11 protein-coding genes are annotated in these 23,734 nt (G+C 55.4%); 6 read left to right on the plus strand and 5 right to left on the minus strand.

Annotated elements, in window-relative coordinates:
• Both ACKPVM_RS02130 and ACKPVM_RS02135 read right to left on the minus strand, forming a co-directional pair.
• Nucleotides 1-2,148 (minus strand): hypothetical protein (locus ACKPVM_RS02130; protein WP_409306504.1); only part of this gene is annotated, 2,148 nt, incomplete at its 3' end.
• Nucleotides 2,149-2,159: 11 nt separating this feature from the next.
• The gene (locus tag ACKPVM_RS02135) at nt 2,160-2,450 is read right to left on the minus strand and encodes a hypothetical protein (protein ID WP_409306505.1); all 291 of its coding nucleotides are present in this window, start codon (nt 2,448-2,450) and stop codon (nt 2,160-2,162) included.
• Between the two features lie 121 nt (nt 2,451-2,571).
• Between ACKPVM_RS02135 and ACKPVM_RS02140 the strand changes: the two genes are divergently transcribed.
• Together ACKPVM_RS02140 and ACKPVM_RS02145 are read left to right on the plus strand one after the other, a co-directional pair.
• Nucleotides 2,572-12,258, plus strand: coding sequence for a type I secretion C-terminal target domain-containing protein (locus ACKPVM_RS02140; protein ID WP_409306506.1), 9,687 nt, complete (start codon nt 2,572-2,574; stop codon nt 12,256-12,258).
• A 221-nt stretch (nt 12,259-12,479) separates the two neighbouring features.
• On the plus strand, nt 12,480-12,803 hold the full coding sequence (locus ACKPVM_RS02145; RefSeq protein ID WP_409306507.1) for a tryptophan synthase subunit beta: 324 nt from the start codon (nt 12,480-12,482) through the stop codon (nt 12,801-12,803).
• Nucleotides 12,804-12,855: 52 nt separating this feature from the next.
• On the opposite strand, the gene lapD is transcribed toward ACKPVM_RS02145, so the two are convergent.
• Together lapD and lapG are read right to left on the minus strand one after the other, a co-directional pair.
• Nucleotides 12,856-14,805 (minus strand): cyclic di-GMP receptor LapD, encoded by a 1,950-nt coding sequence (gene lapD, locus ACKPVM_RS02150; RefSeq protein ID WP_409306508.1) that lies wholly within the window; start codon nt 14,803-14,805, stop codon nt 12,856-12,858.
• Nucleotides 14,806-14,808: 3 nt separating this feature from the next.
• Entirely contained in the window at nt 14,809-15,495 is a 687-nt protein-coding gene (lapG, locus tag ACKPVM_RS02155; RefSeq protein ID WP_409306509.1) for a cysteine protease LapG, read from the minus strand.
• A 146-nt stretch (nt 15,496-15,641) separates the two neighbouring features.
• On the opposite strand from lapG, the gene murQ reads away from it, so the two are divergent.
• The 3 genes from murQ (at nt 15,642) to tadA (ending at nt 17,914) form a co-directional block, all read left to right on the plus strand.
• Nucleotides 15,642-16,535, plus strand: a complete 894-nt coding sequence (gene murQ, locus ACKPVM_RS02160; protein ID WP_409306510.1) for an N-acetylmuramic acid 6-phosphate etherase — start codon at nt 15,642-15,644, stop codon at nt 16,533-16,535.
• A 153-nt stretch (nt 16,536-16,688) separates the two neighbouring features.
• Nucleotides 16,689-17,327 carry a phosphatidylglycerophosphatase C gene (gene yfhb, locus ACKPVM_RS02165; protein ID WP_409306511.1) on the plus strand — a complete coding sequence of 213 codons (639 nt, stop codon included), beginning with the start codon at nt 16,689-16,691 and terminating at the stop codon, nt 17,325-17,327.
• An 83-nt stretch (nt 17,328-17,410) separates the two neighbouring features.
• Nucleotides 17,411-17,914, plus strand: coding sequence for a tRNA adenosine(34) deaminase TadA (gene tadA / locus ACKPVM_RS02170; RefSeq protein ID WP_409306512.1), 504 nt, complete (start codon nt 17,411-17,413; stop codon nt 17,912-17,914).
• Between the two features lie 22 nt (nt 17,915-17,936).
• Here tadA and mltF read toward each other — a convergent pair whose 3' ends face one another.
• Nucleotides 17,937-19,472, minus strand: coding sequence for a membrane-bound lytic murein transglycosylase MltF (mltF, locus tag ACKPVM_RS02175; protein WP_409306514.1), 1,536 nt, complete (start codon nt 19,470-19,472; stop codon nt 17,937-17,939).
• A 198-nt stretch (nt 19,473-19,670) separates the two neighbouring features.
• Here mltF and purL point away from each other — a divergent pair, with 198 nt between their 5' ends.
• Nucleotides 19,671-23,558 (plus strand): phosphoribosylformylglycinamidine synthase, encoded by a 3,888-nt coding sequence (gene purL, locus ACKPVM_RS02180; protein ID WP_409306516.1) that lies wholly within the window; start codon nt 19,671-19,673, stop codon nt 23,556-23,558.
• The last annotated feature ends 176 nt before the right edge of the window (nt 23,559-23,734 follow it).

Below are 23,734 nucleotides of genomic sequence, written 5' to 3' on the forward strand. Positions count from 1 at the left end.
CATGCGGACGGCAGCTACAGCCTGACGGTACCGGCGGGCACCACCGGCGGACTGGTGGTGAGCGTGCCGACCGTGGATGACGGCGTGTTCGAGGGCCGGGAGAACTTTAGCCTGAACGCCACCCTGAGTGGCAATACCGCCAGCGGCACCCCGCTGCCGGCGGGCATTACCGACAGCGGCTCGGCGACCATTGTCGATCTGGACAGCACCGATCCGACTAACCCAAATCCGGGTGCCGATGTGCCGGTGCTGACGGTGGGCGACGCGGGTGAGGTCAACGAAGGCGGCACGGCGAGCTTTGAGATTGCGCTGAGCCAGCCGGTGAACAACGCCACCACGCTGACGTTTACGCTGGGCGGACAGATTGACGCGGATGATATCGGTACCCCGACGGCGACGATCAACGGTGAAACCGTGAGCGTGACCAGGAACGACAACGGCAGCTATAGCATTACGGTACCGGCCGGGACCACCGGCGGACTGGTGGTGAGCGTGCCAACCGTGGACGACGGCGTGTTTGAAGGCCGGGAGAACTTTAGCCTGAACGCCACCCTGAGTGGCAGTACCGCCAGCGGCACCCCGCTGCCGGCGGGCATTACCGACAGCGGCTCGGCGACCATTGTCGATCTGGACAGCACCGATCCGACCCAGCCGAACCCGGGCGCGGACGTGCCGGTGCTGACGGTGGGCGACGCGGGCGAGGTGAATGAAGGCGGCACGGCGAGCTTTGAGATTGCGCTGAGCCAGCCGGTCAATAACGCCACCACGCTGAGCTTTACCCTGGGCGGGCAGATTGACGCCGCCGATATCGGCACCCCGACGGCCACCCTGAATGGTCAGCCGGTGGAGGTGACGGCCCATGCGGACGGCAGCTACAGCCTGACGGTACCGGCGGGCACCACCGGCGGACTGGTGGTGAGCGTGCCGACCGTGGATGACGGCGTGTTCGAGGGCCGGGAGAACTTTAGCCTGAACGCCACCCTGAGTGGCAATACCGCCAGCGGCACCCCGCTGCCGGCGGGCATTACCGACAGCGGCAGTGCGACCATTGTCGATCTGGACAGCACCGATCCGAGCAACCCGAACCCGGGTGCCGATGTGCCGATGCTGACGGTGGGCGACGCGGGCGAGGTGAATGAAGGCGGCACGGCGAGCTTTGAGATTGCGCTGAGCCAGCCGGTGAACAATGCCACCACGCTGAGCTTTACCCTGGGTGGGCAGATTGACGCCGCCGATATCGGCACCCCGACGGCCACCCTGAATGGTCAGCCGGTGGAGGTGACGGCCCATGCGGACGGCAGCTACAGCCTGACGGTACCGGCGGGCACCACCGGCGGACTGGTGGTGAGCGTGCCGACCGTGGATGACGGCGTGTTCGAGGGCCGGGAGAACTTTAGCCTGAACGCCACCCTGAGCGGACAGACCGCCAGCGGCACCCCGCTGCCGGCGGGCATTACCGACAGCGGCAGCGCGACCATTGTCGATCTGGACAGCACCGATCCAACCCAGCCGAACCCCGGCGCCGATGTGCCGGTGCTGACGGTGGGCGACGCGGGCGAGGTGAATGAAGGCGGCACGGCGAGCTTTGACATAGCGCTGAGCCAGCCGGTGAATAACGCCACCACGCTGAGCTTTACCCTGGGCGGGCAGATTGATGCGGGGGATATTGGTACGCCGACGGCCACCCTGAACGGGCAGCCGGTGGTAGTGACGGCCCATGCAGACGGCAGCTACAGCCTGACGGTACCGGCGGGCACCACCGGCGGACTGGTGGTGAGCGTGCCGACCGTGGATGACGGCGTGTTCGAGGGCCGGGAGAACTTTAGCCTGAACGCCACCCTGAGCGGACAGACCGCCAGCGGCACCCCGCTGCCGGCGGGCATTACCGACAGCGGCAGCGCGACCATTGTCGATCTGGACAGCACCGATCCGACCCAGCCGAACCCGGGCGCCGATGTGCCGGTGCTGACGGTGGGCGACGCGGGCGAGGTGAATGAAGGCGGCACGGCGAGCTTTGAGATTGCGCTGAGCCAGCCGGTGAACAATGCCACCACGCTGAGCTTTACCCTGGGTGGGCAGATTGACGCCGCCGATATCGGCACCCCGACGGCCACCCTGAATGGTCAGCCGGTGGAGGTGACGGCCCATGCGGACGGCAGCTACAGCCTGACGGTACCGGCGGGCACCACCGGCGGACTGGTGGTGAGCGTGCCGACCGTGGATGACGGCGTGTTCGAGGGCCGGGAGAACTTTAGCCTGAACGCCACCCTGAGCGGACAGACCGCCAGCGGCACCCCGCTGCCGGCGGGCATTACCGACAGCGGCTCGGCGACCATTGTCGATCTGGACAGCACCGATCCGAGCAACCCGAACCCGGGTGCCGATGTGCCGGTGCTGACGGTGGGGGACGCGGGCGAGGTGAATGAAGGCGGCACCGCGAGCTTTGACATAGCGCTGAGCCAGCCGGTGAACAATGCCACCACGCTGAGCTTTACCCTGGGCGGGCAGATTGACGCGGGCGATATCGGTACCCCGACGGCGACCCTGAATGGGCAGCCTGTTCAGGTCACCGTGCATGCGGACGGCAGCTACAGCCTGACAGTACCGGCCGGGACCACCGGTGGCATCGTGGTGAGCGTACCGACGGTGGATGACGGGGTGTTCGAGGGCCGCGAGAGCTTTAGCCTGAATGCCACCCTGAGTGGCAATACCGCCAGCGGCACCCCGCTGCCGGCGGGCATTACCGACAGCGGCAGCGCCACCATTGTCGATCTGGACAGCACCGATCCGACTAACCCAAATCCGGGTGCCGATGTGCCGGTGCTGACGGTGGGCGACGCGGGCGAGGTGAATGAAGGCGGCACGGCGAGCTTTGAGATTGCGCTGAGCCAGCCGGTCAATAACGCCACCACGCTGAGCTTTACCCTGGGCGGACAGATTGAGGCGGGGGATATCGGTACGCCAACGGCGACCCTGAACGGGCAGCCTGTTCAGGTCACCGTGCATGCGGACGGCAGCTACAGCCTGACGGTACCGGCGGGCATCACCGGTGGTATCGTGGTCAGCGTGCCGACCGTGGACGACGGCGTGTTCGAGGGCCGGGAAAACTTTAGCCTGAACGCCACCCTGAGTGGCAATACCGCCAGCGGCACCCCGCTGCCGGCGGGCATTACCGACAGCGGCAGCGCGACCATTGTCGATCTGGACAGCACCGATCCGACCCAGCCGAACCCGGGGGCGGACGTGCCGGTGCTGACGGTGGGCGATGCGGGCGAGGTGAATGAAGGCGGCACGGCGAGCTTTGACATTGCGCTGAGCCAGCCGGTGAATAACGCCACCACGCTGAGCTTTACCCTAGGCGGGCAGATTGATGCGGGGGATATTGGTACCCCGACGGCGACCCTGAATGGTCAGCCGGTGGAGGTCACTGTGCATGCGGACGGCAGCTACAGCCTGACGGTACCGGCGGGCACCACCGGCGGACTGGTGGTGAGCGTGCCGACCGTGGATGACGGCGTGTTCGAGGGCCGGGAGAACTTTAGCCTGAACGCCACCCTGAGCGGACAGACCGCCAGCGGCACCCCGCTGCCGGCGGGCATTACCGACAGCGGCAGCGCGACCATTGTCGATCTGGACAGCACCGATCCGACTAACCCAAATCCGGGTGCCGATGTGCCGGTGCTGACGGTGGGCGACGCGGGTGAGGTCAACGAAGGCGGCACGGCGAGCTTTGACATTGCGCTGAGCCAGCCGGTGAATAACTCCACCACGCTGACGTTTACCCTCGGCGGACAGATTGAGGCGGGCGATATCGGTACCCCGACGGCGACCCTGAATGGTCAGCCGGTGGAAGTGACGGCCCATGCGGACGGCAGCTACAGCCTGACGGTACCGGCGGGCACCACCGGCGGACTGGTGGTGAGCGTGCCGACCGTGGATGACGGCGTGTTCGAGGGCCGGGAGAACTTTAGCCTGAACGCCACCCTGAGCGGACAGACCGCCAGCGGCACCCCGCTGCCGGCGGGGATCAGCGACAGCGGTAACGCGACCATTGTCGATCTGGACAGCACCGATCCGACCCAGCCGAACCCCGGTGCCGATGTGCCGGTGCTGACGGTGGGCGACGCGGGCGAGGTGAATGAAGGCGGCACGGCGAGCTTTGAGATTGCGCTGAGCCAGCCGGTCAATAACGCCACCACGCTGAGCTTTACCCTGGGCGGGCAGATTGACGCCGCCGATATCGGCACCCCGACGGCCACCCTGAATGGTCAGCCGGTGGAGGTGACGGCCCATGCGGACGGCAGCTACAGCCTGACGGTACCGGCGGGCACCACCGGCGGACTGGTGGTGAGCGTGCCGACCGTGGATGACGGCGTGTTCGAGGGCCGGGAGAACTTTAGCCTGAACGCCACCCTGAGCGGACAGACCGCCAGCGGCACCCCGCTGCCGGCGGGCATTACCGACAGCGGCAGCGCGACCATTGTCGATCTGGACAGCACCGATCCAACCCAGCCGAACCCCGGCGCCGATGTGCCGGTGCTGACGGTGGGCGACGCGGGCGAGGTGAATGAAGGCGGCACGGCGAGCTTTGACATAGCGCTGAGCCAGCCGGTGAACAATGCCACCACGCTGAGCTTTACCCTGGGCGGGCAGATTGATGCGGGGGATATCGGTACCCCGACGGCGACCCTGAATGGGCAGCCGCTGCCAGTCACCGTGCATGCGGACGGCAGCTACAGCCTGACGGTGCCGGCGGGCACCACCGGTGGCATCGTGGTGAGTGTGCCGACCGTGGACGACGGCGTGTTCGAGGGCCGGGAGAACTTTAGCCTGAACGCCACCCTGAGCGGACAGACCGCCAGCGGCACCCCGCTGCCGGCGGGCATTACCGACAGCGGCAGCGCGACCATTGTCGATCTGGACAGCACCGATCCAACCCAGCCGAACCCCGGCGCCGATGTGCCGGTGCTGACGGTGGGCGATGCGGGCGAGGTGAATGAAGGCGGCACGGCAAGCTTTGACATAGCGCTGAGTCAGTCGGTGAACAACGCTACCACGCTGAGCTTTACCCTGGGCGGACAGATTGACGCGGGGGATATTGGCACCCCGACGGCCACCCTGAATGGTCAGCCGGTGGAGGTCACCGTGCATGCGGACGGCAGCTACAGCCTGACGGTACCGGCGGGCACCACCGGCGGACTGGTGGTGAGCGTGCCGACCGTGGATGACGGCGTGTTCGAGGGCCGGGAGAACTTTAGCCTGAACGCCACCCTGAGCGGACAGACCGCCAGCGGCACCCCGCTGCCGGCGGGCATTACCGACAGCGGCAGCGCGACCATTGTCGATCTGGACAGCACCGATCCGACTAACCCAAATCCGGGTGCCGATGTGCCGGTGCTGACGGTGGGCGACGCGGGTGAGGTCAACGAAGGCGGCACGGCGAGCTTTGAGATTGCGCTGAGCCAGCCGGTGAATAACGCCACCACGCTGAGCTTTACCCTGGGCGGGCAGATTGATGCGGGGGATATCGGTACGCCGACGGCCACCCTGAATGGTCAGCCGGTGGAGGTCACCGTGCATGCGGACGGCAGCTACAGCCTGACGGTACCGGCGGGCACCACCGGCGGACTGGTGGTGAGCGTGCCGACCGTGGATGACGGCGTGTTCGAGGGCCGGGAGAACTTTAGCCTGAACGCCACCCTGAGCGGACAGACCGCCAGCGGCACCCCGCTGCCGGCGGGCATTACCGACAGCGGCAGCGCCACCATTGTCGATCTGGACAGCACCGATCCGACTAACCCAAATCCGGGTGCCGATGTGCCGGTGCTGACGGTGGGCGACGCGGGCGAGGTGAATGAAGGCGGCACGGCGAGCTTTGAGATTGCGCTGAGCCAGCCGGTCAATAACGCCACCACGCTGAGCTTTACCCTGGGCGGACAGATTGAGGCGGGGGATATCGGTACGCCAACGGCGACCCTGAACGGGCAGCCTGTTCAGGTCACCGTGCATGCGGACGGCAGCTACAGCCTGACGGTGCCGGCGGGCACCACCGGTGGCATCGTGGTGAGTGTGCCGACCGTGGACGACGGCGTGTTCGAGGGCCGGGAGAACTTTAGCCTGAACGCCACCCTGAGCGGACAGACCGCCAGCGGCACCCCGCTGCCGGCGGGGATCAGCGACAGCGGCAGCGCGACCATTGTCGATCTGGACAGCACCGATCCGACCCAGCCGAACCCCGGTGCCGATGTGCCGGTGCTGACGGTGGGGGACGCGGGCGAGGTGAATGAAGGCGGCACGGCGAGCTTTGACATTGCGCTGAGCCAGCCGGTCAATAACGCTACCACGCTGAGCTTTACCCTGGGTGGGCAGATTGACGCCGCCGATATCGGCACCCCGACGGCCACCCTGAATGGGCAGCCTGTTCAGGTCACCGTGCATGCGGACGGCAGCTACAGCCTGACGGTACCGGCGGGCACCACCGGTGGCATCGTGGTGAGTGTGCCGACCGTGGACGACGGCGTGTTCGAGGGCCGGGAGAACTTTAGCCTGAACGCCACCCTGAGCGGACAGACCGCCAGCGGCACCCCGCTGCCGGCGGGGATCAGCGACAGCGGTAACGCGACCATTGTCGATCTGGACAGCACCGATCCGACCCAGCCGAACCCGGGCGCGGACGTGCCGGTGCTGACGGTGGGCGACGCGGGCGAGGTGAATGAAGGCGGCACGGCGAGCTTTGACATAGCGCTGAGCCAGCCGGTGAATAACGCCACCACGCTGAGCTTTACCCTGGGCGGGCAGATTGATGCGGGGGATATTGGTACGCCGACGGCCACCCTGAATGGTCAGCCGGTGGAGGTCACTGTGCATGCGGACGGCAGCTACAGCCTGACGGTACCGGCGGGCACCACCGGCGGACTGGTGGTGAGCGTGCCGACCGTGGATGACGGCGTGTTCGAGGGCCGGGAGAACTTTAGCCTGAACGCCACCCTGAGCGGACAGACCGCCAGCGGCACCCCGCTGCCGGCGGGCATTACCGACAGCGGCAGCGCGACCATTGTCGATCTGGACAGCACCGATCCGACCCAGCCGAACCCCGGTGCCGATGTGCCGGTGCTGACGGTGGGCGACGCGGGCGAGGTGAATGAAGGCGGCACGGCGAGCTTTGACATAGCGCTGAGCCAGCCGGTGAACAATGCCACCACGCTGAGCTTTACCCTGGGCGGGCAGATTGATGCGGGGGATATCGGTACCCCGACGGCGACCCTGAATGGGCAGCCGCTGCCAGTCACCGTGCATGCGGACGGCAGCTACAGCCTGACGGTGCCGGCGGGCACCACCGGTGGCATCGTGGTGAGTGTGCCGACCGTGGACGACGGCGTGTTCGAGGGCCGGGAGAACTTTAGCCTGAACGCCACCCTGAGCGGACAGACCGCCAGCGGCACCCCGCTGCCGGCGGGCATTACCGACAGCGGCAGCGCGACCATTGTCGATCTGGACAGCACCGATCCAACCCAGCCGAACCCCGGCGCCGATGTGCCGGTGCTGACGGTGGGCGATGCGGGCGAGGTGAATGAAGGCGGCACGGCAAGCTTTGACATAGCGCTGAGTCAGTCGGTGAACAACGCTACCACGCTGAGCTTTACCCTGGGCGGACAGATTGACGCGGGGGATATTGGCACCCCGACGGCCACCCTGAATGGGCAGCCGGTGGTAGTGACGGCCCATGCAGACGGCAGCTACAGCCTGACGGTACCGGCGGGCACCACCGGCGGACTGGTGGTGAGCGTGCCGACCGTGGATGACGGCGTGTTCGAGGGCCGGGAGAACTTTAGCCTGAACGCCACCCTGAGCGGACAGACCGCCAGCGGCACCCCGCTGCCGGCAGGCATTACCGACAGCGGTAACGCGACCATTGTCGATATAAATACACCGCCAACGGTTAGTGCTGGCACGGCTGTTGTATCTGAAGAAGGGTTACCCGGCGGTATTAAAGATAATGTTGGTACTTCGGATACCACGGATAAGACGGTGGTAACTGGCAAACTGACAATCCATGATCCGGACAGTAGTACGGTGACGGTGAAGTTAGTGGCACCTGCCGACAAGATCACCTCTGATGGTGTTGAGGTTAAGTGGACGCTGTCTGGTGATGGTCACACCTTAGTAGGTAAAGCCGGGAATACGGAAGTTATCAATGCCAGTATCGATAACAACGGTAAATACACCGTAGAGCTCAAGGCGCCTATCGATCATCCGGTCAAAGGACAGGAAGATACCTTGAGTTTTGATATTGGTGTGAAGGTTTCTGACGAGTCTTCAACCGTTAACTCGATCATCAAGGTCACGGTTGAGGATGACTCTCCAGACGCACAGTCCTATAAGGAAGCGATCACGCTCAATGATATTCCCGATATTTACACCGGGAAGATTAATTTTGGTAGCACGAGTGATGGAAGCATTGTGAAAGGGAGCGGTGGTGCGAAAGACATTTATCGCTCTTCGGATGGCGCCATTAATGTGACCGCAAAAGGTTTTGAAAGCACGACCGATCTGCATTTAGTCGATGCCAATGTCAATAAAAGTGGTAATGGTCTGGGCGTTTCCAGTAGTCAGTCGCCTTACCATAACATTGCCAACGAAATTGATTATCGTAAAACATCGGACGGAAAAGGTGCATCAGAAGAGTTAGTCATCAAACTGCAAGATGGTAAGGTCGCTTTTGGTGCTCAGATTGAGTTTTCCGCGATGTTTGGTGGGGAACTTGAAACGGGTGTCGCTGAGTTCTACCGAGACGGTAAGTTGATTTCGACGCAATCATTCTCTTCGAATGCAAACAGTGGTGATTATGCTGCTGGTTTTAATGTTAAAGATGGCGGTTTCGATACCATCATTCTGAAAGCGACGGATAATGGGCAGCCTTTTTCACACAAGGATAATAGTGACTTTACCGTTAAGTCGATTACGTTTACCGGGTCGGATACTCAAGAAGCGATTGGCTATGCGACGGGATCCATTGATGCGCAGTATGGCGCGGATGGCCCTGCCAGCGAAAACGCATTGGTGCTAACCGGGCTGACTAATGGTCAGGGCATTGACGGTATTCGGGTTGAAGTTACCAACAATGGTAACAGCCTGATTGGCTGGAATGGCAACCAAATGGCTTTCCAGGTGCAGTTGACCCCATCAACAGGAAAATGGGAGCTCTTCCAGTATCAGGAATTGCCGAATAGCAAAAATATTTCGTTCGAGTACAAACTCACTGATGCCGATGGTGATGGCGCAACGGGGCGTGTGAGCGTGACGTTGCCAAGTGCACCTGATGCTGATGCGGTGGCGGCCAACGGTACGGAAGATTCAATCATTGCGGTGCATTTAAGCGGCACCGATGAGGATGGAACCGTAACCAGCTTCCATATTACCGGGCAACCGGCACATGGCGCGTTCTACAGCGATGCAGCGGCAACGCAGGCATTGGCACCGAATGCGGCGATCAGCGCGAGTAATAATGGCGCGACGATTTATTTTAAACCGAATGCAGATTGGAGCGGCAATACCGACTTTACCTATAAAGCGACGGATAATGCCGGGTTGATTTCTGATGCAGCTAAAGGGACGATTACCGTAACGCCAGTCGCTGATGCGCCAACCGTCACCCTAAGTATCACCAGTGGCAATACCACCCCGACAACGACCGAAATCATCAGAGTGAATGGCGGTAGCGGTAAACCTGGTGGCTTTGATGTCCAGGACGGCAAGATCATCGCCATTGGTGATGGAGTTCGTGTATGGCTAACTGAGGGGGATAAGGTCCCTTCATCTGCAAATTCCTCCGCTCAGATTAAATATTATACTCAGGGCAATACCAGTGGTGATAAGGCTTATACCGATATTTATGTGGTGCATAAGGGGAGCGGCTATCAGACAAGCAATGCGGATGGTAGCAATCCTCGATGGAACGATTTGAATGCGGTAACAGGCGACGATTCAGCGACAAAATCTGACTATATCTTTATTGAAGGAACAAAAGCTGACGGTTATAAGGATGTTGCAGAAAATTATCACGATAAGGTCAACGGGTATGACACTGTATCCGTTTCTTATAATGGCAAGGGGCTGATTAATAGTGGCAATAAACTTGAAGGTATCATCTACGGCGATGGAACCAAGACGGTAGGGAATGATAGCCGCACTATCATTGAAACCGTACCCGGAAACCCTGGCTATCAGGAACATACCATTGATGTATCGGCTACGCTGACGGATACCGACGGCAGCGAAGCGTTATCTGATATTACCCTGTCAGGGTTGCCAAAAGGCACGCAGATACTGAGTGGTGGTAAGGTGATCGCGACCATTGGTGATGATGGGATCTATAAGATCCCTAACGCTCATGGTGATCAAACCTTATCCAGTAAGCTCACGATTAATGTCCCGGTCGATGCAGGTAAATTTACCGTGGTGGCGGATGCCACCTCGACTGAAACCAGTAATGGCGATCATGCGAAGGGGACATCCTCGCAGGTTGTTGAACAGTTTGGTGTGGCGGTTGGCTCTACTGGCAACGATGACATTACTGGAACTCACGGTAATGATGTCATTATTGCTGATGTTACCGGTCTGCAAATCGTCTCTGGAACAAACTACAACATTGCCTTTATGGTCGATTCGTCGGGCAGTATGTCGGAGTCCGATATCAGTAAAACGGTCACATCGCTTACTAAGGTATTTAACTCGTTAATTGCAAGTGCTAACGGCGATCATTCAGGAAAAGTTAACGTATTCCTGGCTGATTTCGATACCCAGGTAGGAAAATCGATCTCGGTTGATTTGTCGGATACGAATGCCCTGAATAAGTTAACCGGTGTTCTTAATTCGTTGAGCAGCGGCGGCGGTACTAACTATGAGGACGTGTTCAAAACGACGGCCAACTGGTTCCAGAGCCAGACGGTAACGAGCAACCCGGGTAAGAATCTGACGTACTTCATTACGGATGGTCAGCCGACGTACTATCAAAGTGGCGAGAATACCAATCCTGTTGTTATCGATTATCGACAGGCTAGCGATGTGGCGTTGGATGCATTGCTAAACGTCAATAACTATCGTCCGGGGGATATCGTCAAAGTTAGCCTTGGCGGGAGTGACCGTATTGTCGTCGATGCAAATGGTCGGGTTTATAAATGGACCGAAACCTCCAGTGGTAGCGGAACCCGGTGGTCGTCATCCGAAATTACGGGGAGCAGTTCGCGTCTTATGCCTCAAGGCGATGGCACCTATGAGATTTCTACTCTTGACGGGCGTGGTAATAATGATAACTACTGGAATGGTTGGTCGTGGGTAAGTGGTTCCACTAACGCAAATGCCAGCCACTCCAATGCGGGTCAGGCGTTTGCCTTACTCAAAGGTTTATCCACCGTGGAAGCTATCGGTCTTGGTGGTGCGCTTAATGCCAACGATCTGAAAAATTACGATAGTGATGGCCAGGTTCAGTCTAATATCAACCCTGACAACCTGAATGAAGCTATTCTGGGCAAAAATACCTTGTTGCCAGCCGGTAATGATAACGTCGATGGCGGTGCCGGGGATGACATTCTGTTCGGCGACGTGGTGACATTGGGGGGGATTAACGGTAACGGTTATACCGCGCTGCAATCTTACGTAGCGGGACAATTGAAGCTGGATGCCTCTTCAGTGACGGCGAAGCAGGTACATGAGTACATCACCGAGCATAGCGACAAGTTTGATATCTCATCAGCGAATGGTGGCAATGATATCCTGAATGGTGGTGCGGGGAATGACATCCTTTATGGACAAGGCGGTAATGATACCCTGAACGGCGGAGCAGGAAACGATAAGCTTTATGGCGGTGATGGCAACGACACGTTAATCGGCGGGGACGGTGACGATATCCTGATCGGCGGCAAAGGAAATGATGTGCTGATAGGGGGTAAAGGTGCGGATATCTTCAAGTGGCAAGAAGGTGATTTCGGACACGACATTGTCAAAGATTTTAACCCGAAAGAGGGTGATAAGCTTGACCTGAGTGGTTTGCTCAATGAACTGAATGGAACGGCTGATATTAGTCATTATATCCGGACCAGTATGGTGAATGGTTCTCAAGTGATTGAAGTCAGTACGAAAGGTGAGTTTACCGGGGATCACGCAGTGAAAGGCGGCACCGTTGACGTGTCGATTACGTTAGAAGGGTATTCTGGTAACGTGATGGATAATCTGATTGCCAAACCGGAGACCCATTCGTAACGTGCCTCTGTTTGACTGGCGTCCAGATAGGTGATTGATCGCGATCTGGCGCCAGTTTTTTATGACGGGGCGCCCTTGCTCGTTACTTTACAAGCCGTCGCAAGTGACGTTAAAAATTATGGCGAGCGTCCTGCCCGCCGCCTTACTGGCCACTGCAAGCGGTGTTAAAAGACGTTCCTGACGTTTTTTGGCGTCCGGCGATTTTTTAGGAGGTTTCAGCGATGCTTTACATCCAGCGCAATAGTGATGGCCATTTAATTCGGGCCGAGGACGCGCCTTTTCCTGAGATGACTGAGGAGTTGTCTCGAGATGCTCCTGAAGTCATCGCATGGCAAAAAAGTTTACAACAGCTGCGTCAAAGCGATCTGGAGATGGTTCGTGTGCTTGAGGATTTAATCCAGGTGTTAATGCAGAAAGGCTTAATTAATATCACCGATTTTCCGCAAGCAGCACAACTCAAACTGATTGGTCGTGCGCAAGCACGTGAAGCATTGAATGGCAGTTTAAACAAACTCATTGGTGACGATGAAGATAAGATGTTTTGATGTGGCACAAATCGCGGTGAAACGGCCTGCCAATAACAGGCCGCGCTTTATCCTATTGAACTGCAGGAGCGGGTTCGCCCAATAAGCGGCCCATTGCGCCATATAATCCCATTTCCTGAAGAACGGCAAACTCACCCGTTGTTTCAACACGTTCAGCGATAAGCGGTAGTGCGATACTGTTGGTCGCGCGATACAGAGCTTCGATAAACATTTTTTTATCTTCTTCCTGATCGATATTGCGAATATAGCTGCCATCAACTTTCAGGTAGGCCAATCCCCATTGGGATAGATTGCCAATCATACTGAATCGACCGCCAAAATGCTGAAGCCCCAACGTACAACCATGTTCATTGAGTAGCTTGATTAATGCCTCTATTTGCGCGGTGTCCGGTAACTGGTTTTCGTCCAGTTCTAAAATTAGACGTTTTGCTAATGCAGGTTGCTGTTTGAGTGGTGCTAGCAATCGCGCGACGAGTTTCAGATCAAGCACCGTGCTACCGGATAAACTGAAAGCAAGGTTACCGGGGTGGAGACGTAAATAATCCAGCACCTGCTTCATCATGGCTTGATCTAACCGAGTGCTCCAGTCAAAGCGTTGAATCCAGGGCAGGAAACGTCCAGCAGCAATGCTGTTCCCCTGTTCATCTTCGATCCTTGCCAACACTTTGTGGTGCAGAACTCGCTCAGGCTCAAGACAGTCCACAACGGGCTGTAGGAACAGTTGCAGATGCCCTTGTTCCAATATGTGATCCAACCGGTTAAACCACCTGTGTCGATCGCTCTCAACCTGAGAGCCATTAACGGGTGATTCATGAGAAATGATTGTGGTATCGGAATGGCTTTCGGCCTTAGTGAGTGCCTGATCGCCCTGGACTAATAATGACTGGGCGGAATCACCCGGACGGAAGGGAACCATACCGAATTTGGCGACGGGCGATACGTCCGTTTCGCCCGTTAAATGTAGCGTTTCGATGCTGCGTGTCAGTTCATCGATGAGGGCATAAGCCTCTTTATCCACCAAACCAGGACACAGCATGGCAAATTCACCTCCGCGAATGCGGGCGAGAATACTTTCGGCTTTCGTATGCTGTTTTTGGGTTTTACGCATCATATCGCTAATTGAGGTCAACAAGGCATCTGTTCGTTGGCCACCCAGACGTTGGTTCATCCCGGAAAGATCTTGTACACGAAGTAAAAGCAGGAAACCCGGCGCAGTTTCTTCATCTGCGAGTTTATTATTGAGCTGCATGTCGAATGAGCGACGATTTGCCAGCCCAGTCAGCGGGTCCTGATAGGCCTCCTGACGTAAGCGTTCGCTTCGTTCCGCTTCCTCGCCAAATAAGGTTTTGAGCTTGCTGACCATCAGATTCATTGCTTGTGCGACACGGCGGAATTCAGGGGTGTTCGGTAAATCAGGCTGGCTGAGAAATTCCCGGCGCGTAATTGCCAGCGATTGCTCAACAATGTAATCCAGTGGTCGTAATTGACGACGCAGCAGTAAAGCACTAATGAGTACGCCCAACGTTGCACAGCCGAGCAACCAGAGTAATGTCGCTAAGCTACTCTTCCACAGCCGGGTAATGGAGAACATAGGATGGCTGATAACCTCAACCTTGGCGGCCTGTTCCCATCCACGCATGATGATGGCTTCGCCAGCACCCGGCTGAAGATTCACCAGACGAACAAACCAGGCTGGCACATTAGGGACTTCCGGTGAGGCGGTGCGTTCCAGCGTGATGTTGTTGGTTTTTAAATCCTGGATACGAATGCTGGAGAAATAACCGCTGTCAAAAATTGAACTGACCATGAGTTCGACCATCGCCGGGTCGTCAATATTCGGCGTCAAGGACAGGCCAAGCGCCGTTGCCGCATCCTGTGCGTGTGAGTGAAGCTGGTTATTATATTGTTCACGCGAGTTTTCCAGACTGACAAAAAAACTCCCGCTGAAAATAATCAGCACGAACAGGCAGATGGCTATCAATAATTGTTTATATAAAGACATAGCCTAATCCTCAATTGAAAATCCTTCAGCACGCATTTTGGTTAATAGATCCTGCCAGCGTGAAAGTCGTTTACTGTCACCCACTCGTTTATTGCCGTTTGCACCGGGTAACCATAATCCTTCGCCGTTAAAAGAATAAACCGGCAGCAAATCATTGCGTTGGGTCGCAGGTTGAATCTTATCTGTCAGGTTATCCAGAACCAGCGGAATAGATGTTGGTGTTGGATAATAGGTCAGCACCATGTGGGCTTTATTTAAGCGTAACGCTTTAACGTAAGTAATACGTAATTTTTCACTCGATACGCCTAAATGGCGAAGCGTGAAGTATTTAGCGATAGCGTAGTCTTCACAATCAGCCGCGCCTTTACGTAGCGCTTCGATCGGGCTGGCCCAATAATCTTCCTGATTCCAGATGACAATATCATCCCGGAATTGCAGACGATCGTTAAAAAAACGGTTTACGGTATCTAGCTGTTTTTTTTCTTCCGTTTGACGCTGAGAAACCAATAATGACTGCCATTCCTCAATGCGACGGCGAGCCTCTGGAGCCGCCGGACCATAAAGTTGTTCGGTCCGTTTAAGGATGTTAACAAAGTCCCAGTCGGCACGTAGGGAACCCGCCAGCAGAAACAACAGACAGCAAATAAAAAACAGGTTGTAATGGGATGTTTTAAACCCGCGATATCGCACTAACGTTTCTCTGTTTGCCTACTGGCTGAATAAATTAAGTGGTACAGGCCGTTGCAGAATATCGTACTTTTATAGTGGCAAAAAGCGATTACTATGACAGCCAGATAATCCCGGATCGGCGCGGGCCAGAAGAATGAGGTAACAAGATGAATTTAGGCACATTAGTATCGGAAACACGTAACCCTGCCACCATGGATTTAGATACGTTGTCTACACTGGACATGATGAAAGTCTTTAATCAGGAAGATCAAAAGGTGCCGGAGGCGATTCGACGGGTGTTGCCGGAAATTGCTGATGCCGTCGATCTGGCGACGGAGGCATTGAAGTCTGGCGGTCGATTGATCTATCTGGGGGCTGGGACGAGCGGGCGTCTTGGCGTATTGGATGCATCTGAGTGTCCGCCGACATTTGGTGTACCGCATGGGCTTGTGATTGGTCTGATCGCCGGTGGGCCGGGGGCGTTACTTAAAGCGGTTGAAGGTGCAGAGGATGATCCGCAACTGGGTGAAGCGGATCTGGTGGCCTTAAACCTGACATCTGATGATATGGTGGTGGGGTTGGCGGCTTCAGGCCGAACGCCCTATGTTATTGGTGCGCTACGCTATGCTCACCGTCTTGGTTGTCGAACGGCAGCGATATCCTGTAATCCTCACTCGCCTATCGCGCAGGAAGCGCAGGTTGCTATCTCACCGGTTGTCGGCCCGGAAGCATTAACGGGATCGACCCGGTTGAAATCGGGAACGGCGCAAAAGCTGGTGCTGAATATGATTTCTACTGGCGTGATGGTGAAGTTGGGCAAGGTGTATCAGAATCTGATGGTGGATGTCAGGGCGACTAACGTCAAATTGTTGGATCGCGCTTGCAGCATTGTTATTGAAGCTACCGGGGCACAACCGGATGTTGCCCGGCTGGCATTACAACAAACGAAAAATGAAGTGAAGCCGGCGATTTTAATGATTTTGAGTGGGCTGGACGCGGAACATGCTCAGGAACGATTGAGACAGCATGATGGTTATCTGCGTGAGGCATTAATCGGCTGATATATTCGTCATACTCCAAGTTATCAGGTGTTGGCTGCCTTCCTTTGCTTCGAATTATTTAGGATATAGGTCGGTAAGGTATCGTTCTGATGGGAGAGGTCTATTGGTCATACGGGGTGCGTCTTTTTCTAATGGTGATGTGGGGGACATATTTTGAGTGATAAGCAACGTTCGCGCGTCGTTTTCTTTGATTTGGACGGTACGTTGCACCAGGAGGATCTGTTCGGCAGCTTCCTGCGGTTTTTGATCCGGCGACTGCCACTCAACCTTGTTTTAGTTAGCCCATTATTACCGGTTATTGCCATCGGGTTGCTGTTACAAGGGCGAGCGGCGCGTTGGCCTGTTAGTTGGTTGCTATGGGCGATGACTTTTGGTCGTTGTGAGTCCAAATTGATTCGGTTGGAAAAACAATTTGTTCGTGATTTTCGACGTCGTGTGACGCCTTTTCCGCAGGTACAGGAACGGCTTAAAACGTATTTACACGATGAACAGGCTCAGGTCTGGCTGGTCACGGGATCGCCGCAGCGTCTGGTTGAACAGGTCTACCATGATTCGCCTTTCTTGCCAGCGGTTCGTCTGGTGGGAAGCCAAATGAGCCGACGCTATGGGGGCTGGGTGCTGACTTTACGTTGTCTGGGGCGGGAAAAAGTGATCCAGATGGAGCAGAAGCTTGGTGTGCCGCTGAAACTTTACAGTGGGTACAGCGATAGCAAACAGGACAATCCGTTACTCTATTTTTGTGAGCACCGCTGGCGAGTGACATCCGACGGTGGCTTACAGCAGTTGGAATGATACGAACCCGGTATAATTTGTACTGGCGCAACCCATCGCTATAATACCGCCGCAAAATGTTACCGGGAAAATAAAGAGGCACTGTGAGTCAGGAATCAGATGATGAATATTGGATGCGCCATGCCCTGACGCTCGCTCAGCGTGCTCAGGATGAAGGTGAAGTGCCTGTCGGTGCCGTATTGGTTTTGGATAATCTCGTGATTGGTGAAGGGTGGAATCGTCCGATTGGTCATCACGATCCCACGGCTCATGCTGAGATTATGGCCTTACGGCAAGGGGGGCTGGTGTTGCAAAACTATCGTCTGTTGAATACGACGCTCTATGTGACGCTTGAGCCCTGTATTATGTGCGCTGGTGCCATGATCCACAGTCGTATTGGTCGGTTGGTCTACGGCGCGACTGATGAGAAGACCGGCGCTGCCGGATCGCTGGTGGATATTCTGCATCATCCGGGAATGAATCATCAGATTACGGTTGATTCAGGCATATTATCAGAGGCGTGTTCTGCCGCTCTCAGCGCTTTTTTTCGTATGCGTCGAGAACAGCATAAGGCTCGTCGTGATGCTGAAAAAAAGGCGGCGGGATAAACGTCGTTTTCCTTCATACGCCTTAATGAATTGACTCCAGCACTTTACCCGGCGGTACCACGGGGTAAGCCTGAGCGGATAGCTGTTGTTGCTTCGCTTTGTTTTCTTTCTCCGTTAGGTAGCCTTCCAGACTTACCATATAGCGGCGAATGTTCTCGACATAGTTATATGCTTCATGTCCTCGTGCGTAGCCATAAGTGGTTTGTGTGTAGTAGCGTTTCTGGCTTAGCATCGGCAATCGCATCTTCACATCAACCCAACTATCGGGATTCCCCTTTTGTTTTTCGGTTAATTTTCTGGCATCCAATAAATGTGCGTATCCCATATTGTAGGATGCCAGCGCGAACCAAATTTTTTCATCCTCGGGAATGGTATCCGGCATTTTTTGCATCATATGGGACATATATTGTGCGCCGCCTCGGATACTTTGTTCGGGATCGAGGCGATCGGTCACATCGAGGCTTTCCGCCGTATTCCTTGTCAGCATCATCAGACCTCGAACACCGGTTGGTGAGGTCGCCAATGGATTCCAATGGGATTCCTGATAGGAAATCGCGGCGAGCAACTTCCAGTCGATATCAGTGGCGTATTTTTCAAATAAGGGGCGAAGGTCGGGCAGTGTGCCATCAATCGCACTCAGGAACGTCGTGGTATCGACGTAATCAAATTCCCCTACGTGACCGAGATACTTTTCTTCCAGGCGTGCGAGCGTACCGTCTTCAACCATTTGACTGAAAAAATCTAGCAGCGCCGCTGAAAGGCTGTCATCAGTCGAACGCCGCATATACCAGGTTACGGGTTCCTCATCGCTCAGATCAAAGGCGACGGCTAACTGAGGATGGATACGCTGCATGAGCCCAATGGTGACAGAATCCGCAATGGTATAGTCCAATTTGCCTTCTGCAACGTGTTTCAACAGATCTTGTGTCGTCAGATCAGAGGCGGATTCCCAGTTAAGTTGGGGGTATTTTTCGGCCTTCAAATCGCGCAATGTTGCGACGTGAGCTGAACCCGAGGTAACACCCAAACGTCCTGAGAGTTTGTCCAGCTTTTGTGGGCGAGAGGTGCCCAGCCGATAAACCAGTTGTTGTGACACGGAGTAATAGGTCGGCCCTGCGCGGAAACGACCCAGCCGCTCATGGTTATATATCAGACCCGCTGCCAGTAAATCGGCATTGTTGTCATCCAGATCGTCAAACAGGTCATCGAGATTTTTACGTGACGATACCACTAGCTTGACGCCGAGATAATCGGCGAATCGTTTTGCCAGTTCATAGTCCAGACCTGCGGGGTTACCGTTACTGGTATAGTAAGTCAGCGGCGAGTTGACCGTGCTGATACGTAACTCTCCGCTTGAAAGAATCTGCCGGATCTGCGCATCCTGGCTACTTCGCCAAGGGATAGAAGGCCACAAGGCCAGCGCCAGCAGTAACGTGATAATCCCGATGAAAAAATAATTTAATTTTAAAGGCTTCAAATAGTTATCTCTCGGTGACCGGGGGACCTGTCTGTCGGTAACAGCAGCTTTTTTATACGTCATTTCCCAGAGTGGGGGCATTTTGCTTAACAAACCGCCAGTGTGCAACTTTTATTGATTTGGTTAATGTGTAACCACTATCTGAATAAGATGTTTAATAATAGCTACGCAAACGGTTTCGTCTGGGGGAAGGATTCTCTATAATACGCGCGTTTCCCCCCTGCTGCGCCCAATGGCTGCATCACAGTCAGTGCATCGAAGACGAGAGAACTTTAGATTATGGAAATACTGCGTGGTTCACCTGCTTTGTCGGCTTTTCGTATTAATAAATTACTGGTTCGCTGCAAAGAGCACGTTTTGCCGGTGAGTGATATCTATGCTGAATACGTACACTTTGCCGATGTTAGCGCACCGCTGAATGACGACGAGCAGGCTAAACTGACTCGGTTATTGAAGTACGGTCCTTCCCTCGCTGAACATGAGCCGCAAGGTCGTCTGTTGCTGGTAACGCCGCGTCCCGGCACCATTTCCCCCTGGTCTTCCAAAGCAACGGATATTGCACGCAACTGTGGTTTAGACAAGGTACTGCGTCTTGAACGCGGTCTGGCATTCTATATTCATGCGCCAACGTTGACTGACGAACAGTGGCAGCAACTGGGGGCGCTGTTGCATGACCGTATGATGGAAAGCGTATTTGATGATATGCAACAGGCTGAAAAGTTATTTTCTCATCACCAGCCTGCGCCGTTAAAGCGTGTTGAAATTTTGCTACAGGGGCGTCAGGCACTGGAAGACGCAAATATTCGCCTAGGGCTCGCGCTGGCGGAAGATGAAATTGATTATCTGCTGGATGCGTTCAGTAAGCTGGGCCGCAACCCGACGGATATTGAACTTTATATGTTCGCGCAGGCTAATTCTGAGCACTGTCGCCACAAAATTTTTAACGCAGACTGGGTAATTGATGGTGTTGAACAACCTAAATCACTGTTCAAGATGATCAAAAACACCTTTGAGCATACGCCTGACTTCGTGCTGTCGGCTTATAAAGATAATGCGGCGGTGATGGAAGGGTCTGCCGTCGGGCGTTTCTATACCGATACTCACGGAAAATACGATTATCATCAGGAAGAGGCGCATATCCTGATGAAAGTTGAAACGCATAACCATCCTACTGCAATTTCTCCATGGCCGGGTGCGGCGACAGGATCGGGCGGTGAGATCCGTGATGAAGGTGCAACGGGACGTGGTTCTAAACCTAAAGCCGGATTGGTGGGTTTTTCGGTTTCCAACTTGCGCATTCCCGGATTTATTCAGCCGTGGGAAAAGGAATCATTCGGCAAGCCTGACCGCATTGTCAGTGCACTGGATATCATGACGGAAGGCCCATTGGGTGGTGCGGCGTTCAATAATGAGTTTGGTCGTCCTGCGTTAACCGGCTATTTTCGTACTTATGAAGAACGTGTTGATAGCCATAACGGTATGGAACTGCGTGGTTATCATAAGCCGATCATGCTGGCAGGCGGCATTGGTAATATTCGGGCCGATCATGTCAAAAAAGGTGAAATTAGCGTCGGTGCCAAGCTGATTGTCTTGGGTGGACCCTCCATGAATATCGGTCTGGGCGGTGGGGCGGCGTCGTCAATGGCATCGGGTCAATCTGATGCTGATCTGGATTTTGCCTCCGTTCAGCGTGATAACCCGGAAATGGAGCGCCGCTGTCAGGAAGTGATCGATCGCTGCTGGCAGTTAGGTGAAGCCAATCCAATCCTGTTTATTCACGATGTGGGGGCGGGTGGGTTATCTAACGCGATGCCTGAGCTGGTGAGTGACGGTGGTCGTGGTGGGCGTTTCGAGCTGCGTGATATTCTCAACGACGAACCGGGCATGAGCCCGTTGGAAGTTTGGTGTAATGAATCACAAGAGCGCTATGTGTTAGCGGTGGCACCCGAGCAACTGACCCAATTCGATGAGATTTGCCGCCGTGAACGCGCACCCTATGCGGTAATCGGTGAGGCCACCGAAGAATTGCACCTGACGCTTAACGATCGTCATTTCAATAATCAACCGATTGATTTGCCGTTGGATGTGCTGTTAGGGAAAACGCCAAAAATGCTGCGTGATGTTGAACGTAAGCGGGTAGAAGGGGCACCTTTACAGCGTGATGGTATTTATCTGGCTGAAGCCGTGGAACGTGTGCTGCATTTACCGGTCGTGGCGGAAAAAACGTTTCTGATTACGATTGGCGATCGTTCTGTTACCGGCATGGTGGCGCGAGATCAAATGGTTGGGCCGTGGCAGGTTCCGGTGGCGGATTGTGCGGTGACCACCGCCAGTTTGGATAGCTACTACGGCGAAGCCATGTCGATTGGTGAGCGAGCGCCTGTCGCGCTGCGCAACTTTGCCGCGTCTGCCCGTCTGGCCGTGGGCGAAGCGCTAACCAATATCGCGGCTACCCATATTGGTTCCCTGAACCGAGTCAAACTTTCGGCAAACTGGATGGCGGCAGCAGGACATCCGGGGGAAGATGCGGGGCTGTATGAAGCAGTGAAGGCCATCGGGGAAGAGCTGTGCCCGACACTGGGCCTGACGATTCCCGTAGGCAAAGACTCTATGTCAATGAAAACGCGCTGGCAGGAAGGCGAGGAAGAACGCACCATGACATCGCCGATGTCGTTGGTGATTTCCGCTTTTGCCCGTGTAGAGGATGTCCGTCATACGGTGACGCCACAGTTACGTACCGATCAGGATAATGTGCTGTTGCTCATTGATCTGGGGGCTGGGCGTAAAGCATTGGGGGCAACCGCGCTGGCGCAGGTTTACCGTCAGTTGGGGAGCGACACGGCGGATGTGCATAATGCGACGCAGCTCGCCGGGTTCTTTAATGCCATGCAGCAGTTGGTGGCTGATAAGGCGTTGTTGGCGTACCACGATCGTTCCGATGGTGGTTTATTGGTTACACTGGCTGAGATGGCCTTTGCCGGTCATTGCGGTGTGAATATTGATATTGCCTCGCAAGGTGATGATGTACTGGCAACGCTGTTTAATGAAGAACTGGGGGCGGTGATTCAGATTGCGGCATCACGTCGTGCAGAGGTTGAAAGCGTATTAGCATTACACGGTCTGGCTGAATGTGTTCACCATTTGGGTCAGGCAGAAGACGGTTCACGCTTTATTATTCATCGTGGCGATGCGGTGGTGTATCACGAAAACCGTATCACTCTGCGCAACTGGTGGGCAGAAACAACGTGGCAGATGCAGCGACTGCGTGATAATCCACAGTGTGCCGATCAGGAACATACCGCCAAGCAAGATGACAACGATCCCGGTTTGAACGTGGTGTTGACCTTTGAACCGCAGGAAGATATTGCCGCACCTTATATTGCTAAGCAGATTCGGCCTAAAGTCGCGGTGTTGCGTGAGCAAGGCGTCAATTCTCATATCGAAATGGCGGCAGCATTCCATCGTGCTGGTTTTGACGCGATCGATATTCATATGAGCGATCTGCTGGCGGGACGTCGTGATCTGCAAGACTTCCAGGCGTTGGTCGCCTGTGGCGGATTCTCTTACGGTGATGTTTTAGGCGCGGGGGAAGGCTGGGCGAAATCGATTCTGTTTAATTCCCGTGTTCGTGATGAGTTTGCGGAATTTTTCCAACGGCCACAAACGTTGGCGCTAGGGGTATGTAACGGCTGCCAGATGATGTCAAATCTGCGTGAGCTCATCCCCGGAGCTGATTTATGGCCGCGCTTTGTTCGCAATAAATCCGATCGTTTTGAAGCACGTTTCAGTCTGGTTGAAGTAGTGAAAAGCCCATCTTTATTTATGAATGATATGGCTGGCTCACGAATGCCTATCGTGGTTTCTCACGGCGAAGGACGGGTTGAAGTACGTGATGATGCCCATCTGAGTGCGTTGGAACAGCATCACCTGACGGCTTTACGCTACGTGAATAACTACGGCCAGATGACTGAGAACTATCCGGCCAACCCGAATGGTTCGCCGAATGGGATTACGGCGGTAACCAGTACCAATGGCCGTGCTACCGTCATGATGCCTCACCCTGAACGTGTATTCCGTACGGTCAGTCATTCCTGGCATCCGGAAGAATGGGGCGAAGATAGCCCGTGGATGCGTATGTTCCGCAATGCGCGTAGGCAACTGGGATGATAGTGCGTTAATTATCGTCATCAAAGGAAAGGAGCTTCGGCTCCTTTTTTCTTGATGTCGTGTTTTTACGACAATGTTGGTTTTCGATGTCTCCATATGGAGACATTTAACATGATGATTTATATAGTCAGAGTGATATTTCAGTAAAGCTGTCTGTTTTTGACGACATGAAACAT

Origin of the sequence: Pectobacterium hainanensis, from assembly GCF_046237015.1 — a bacterium.
Taxonomy (GTDB): domain Bacteria; phylum Pseudomonadota; class Gammaproteobacteria; order Enterobacterales; family Enterobacteriaceae; genus JBJYIN01.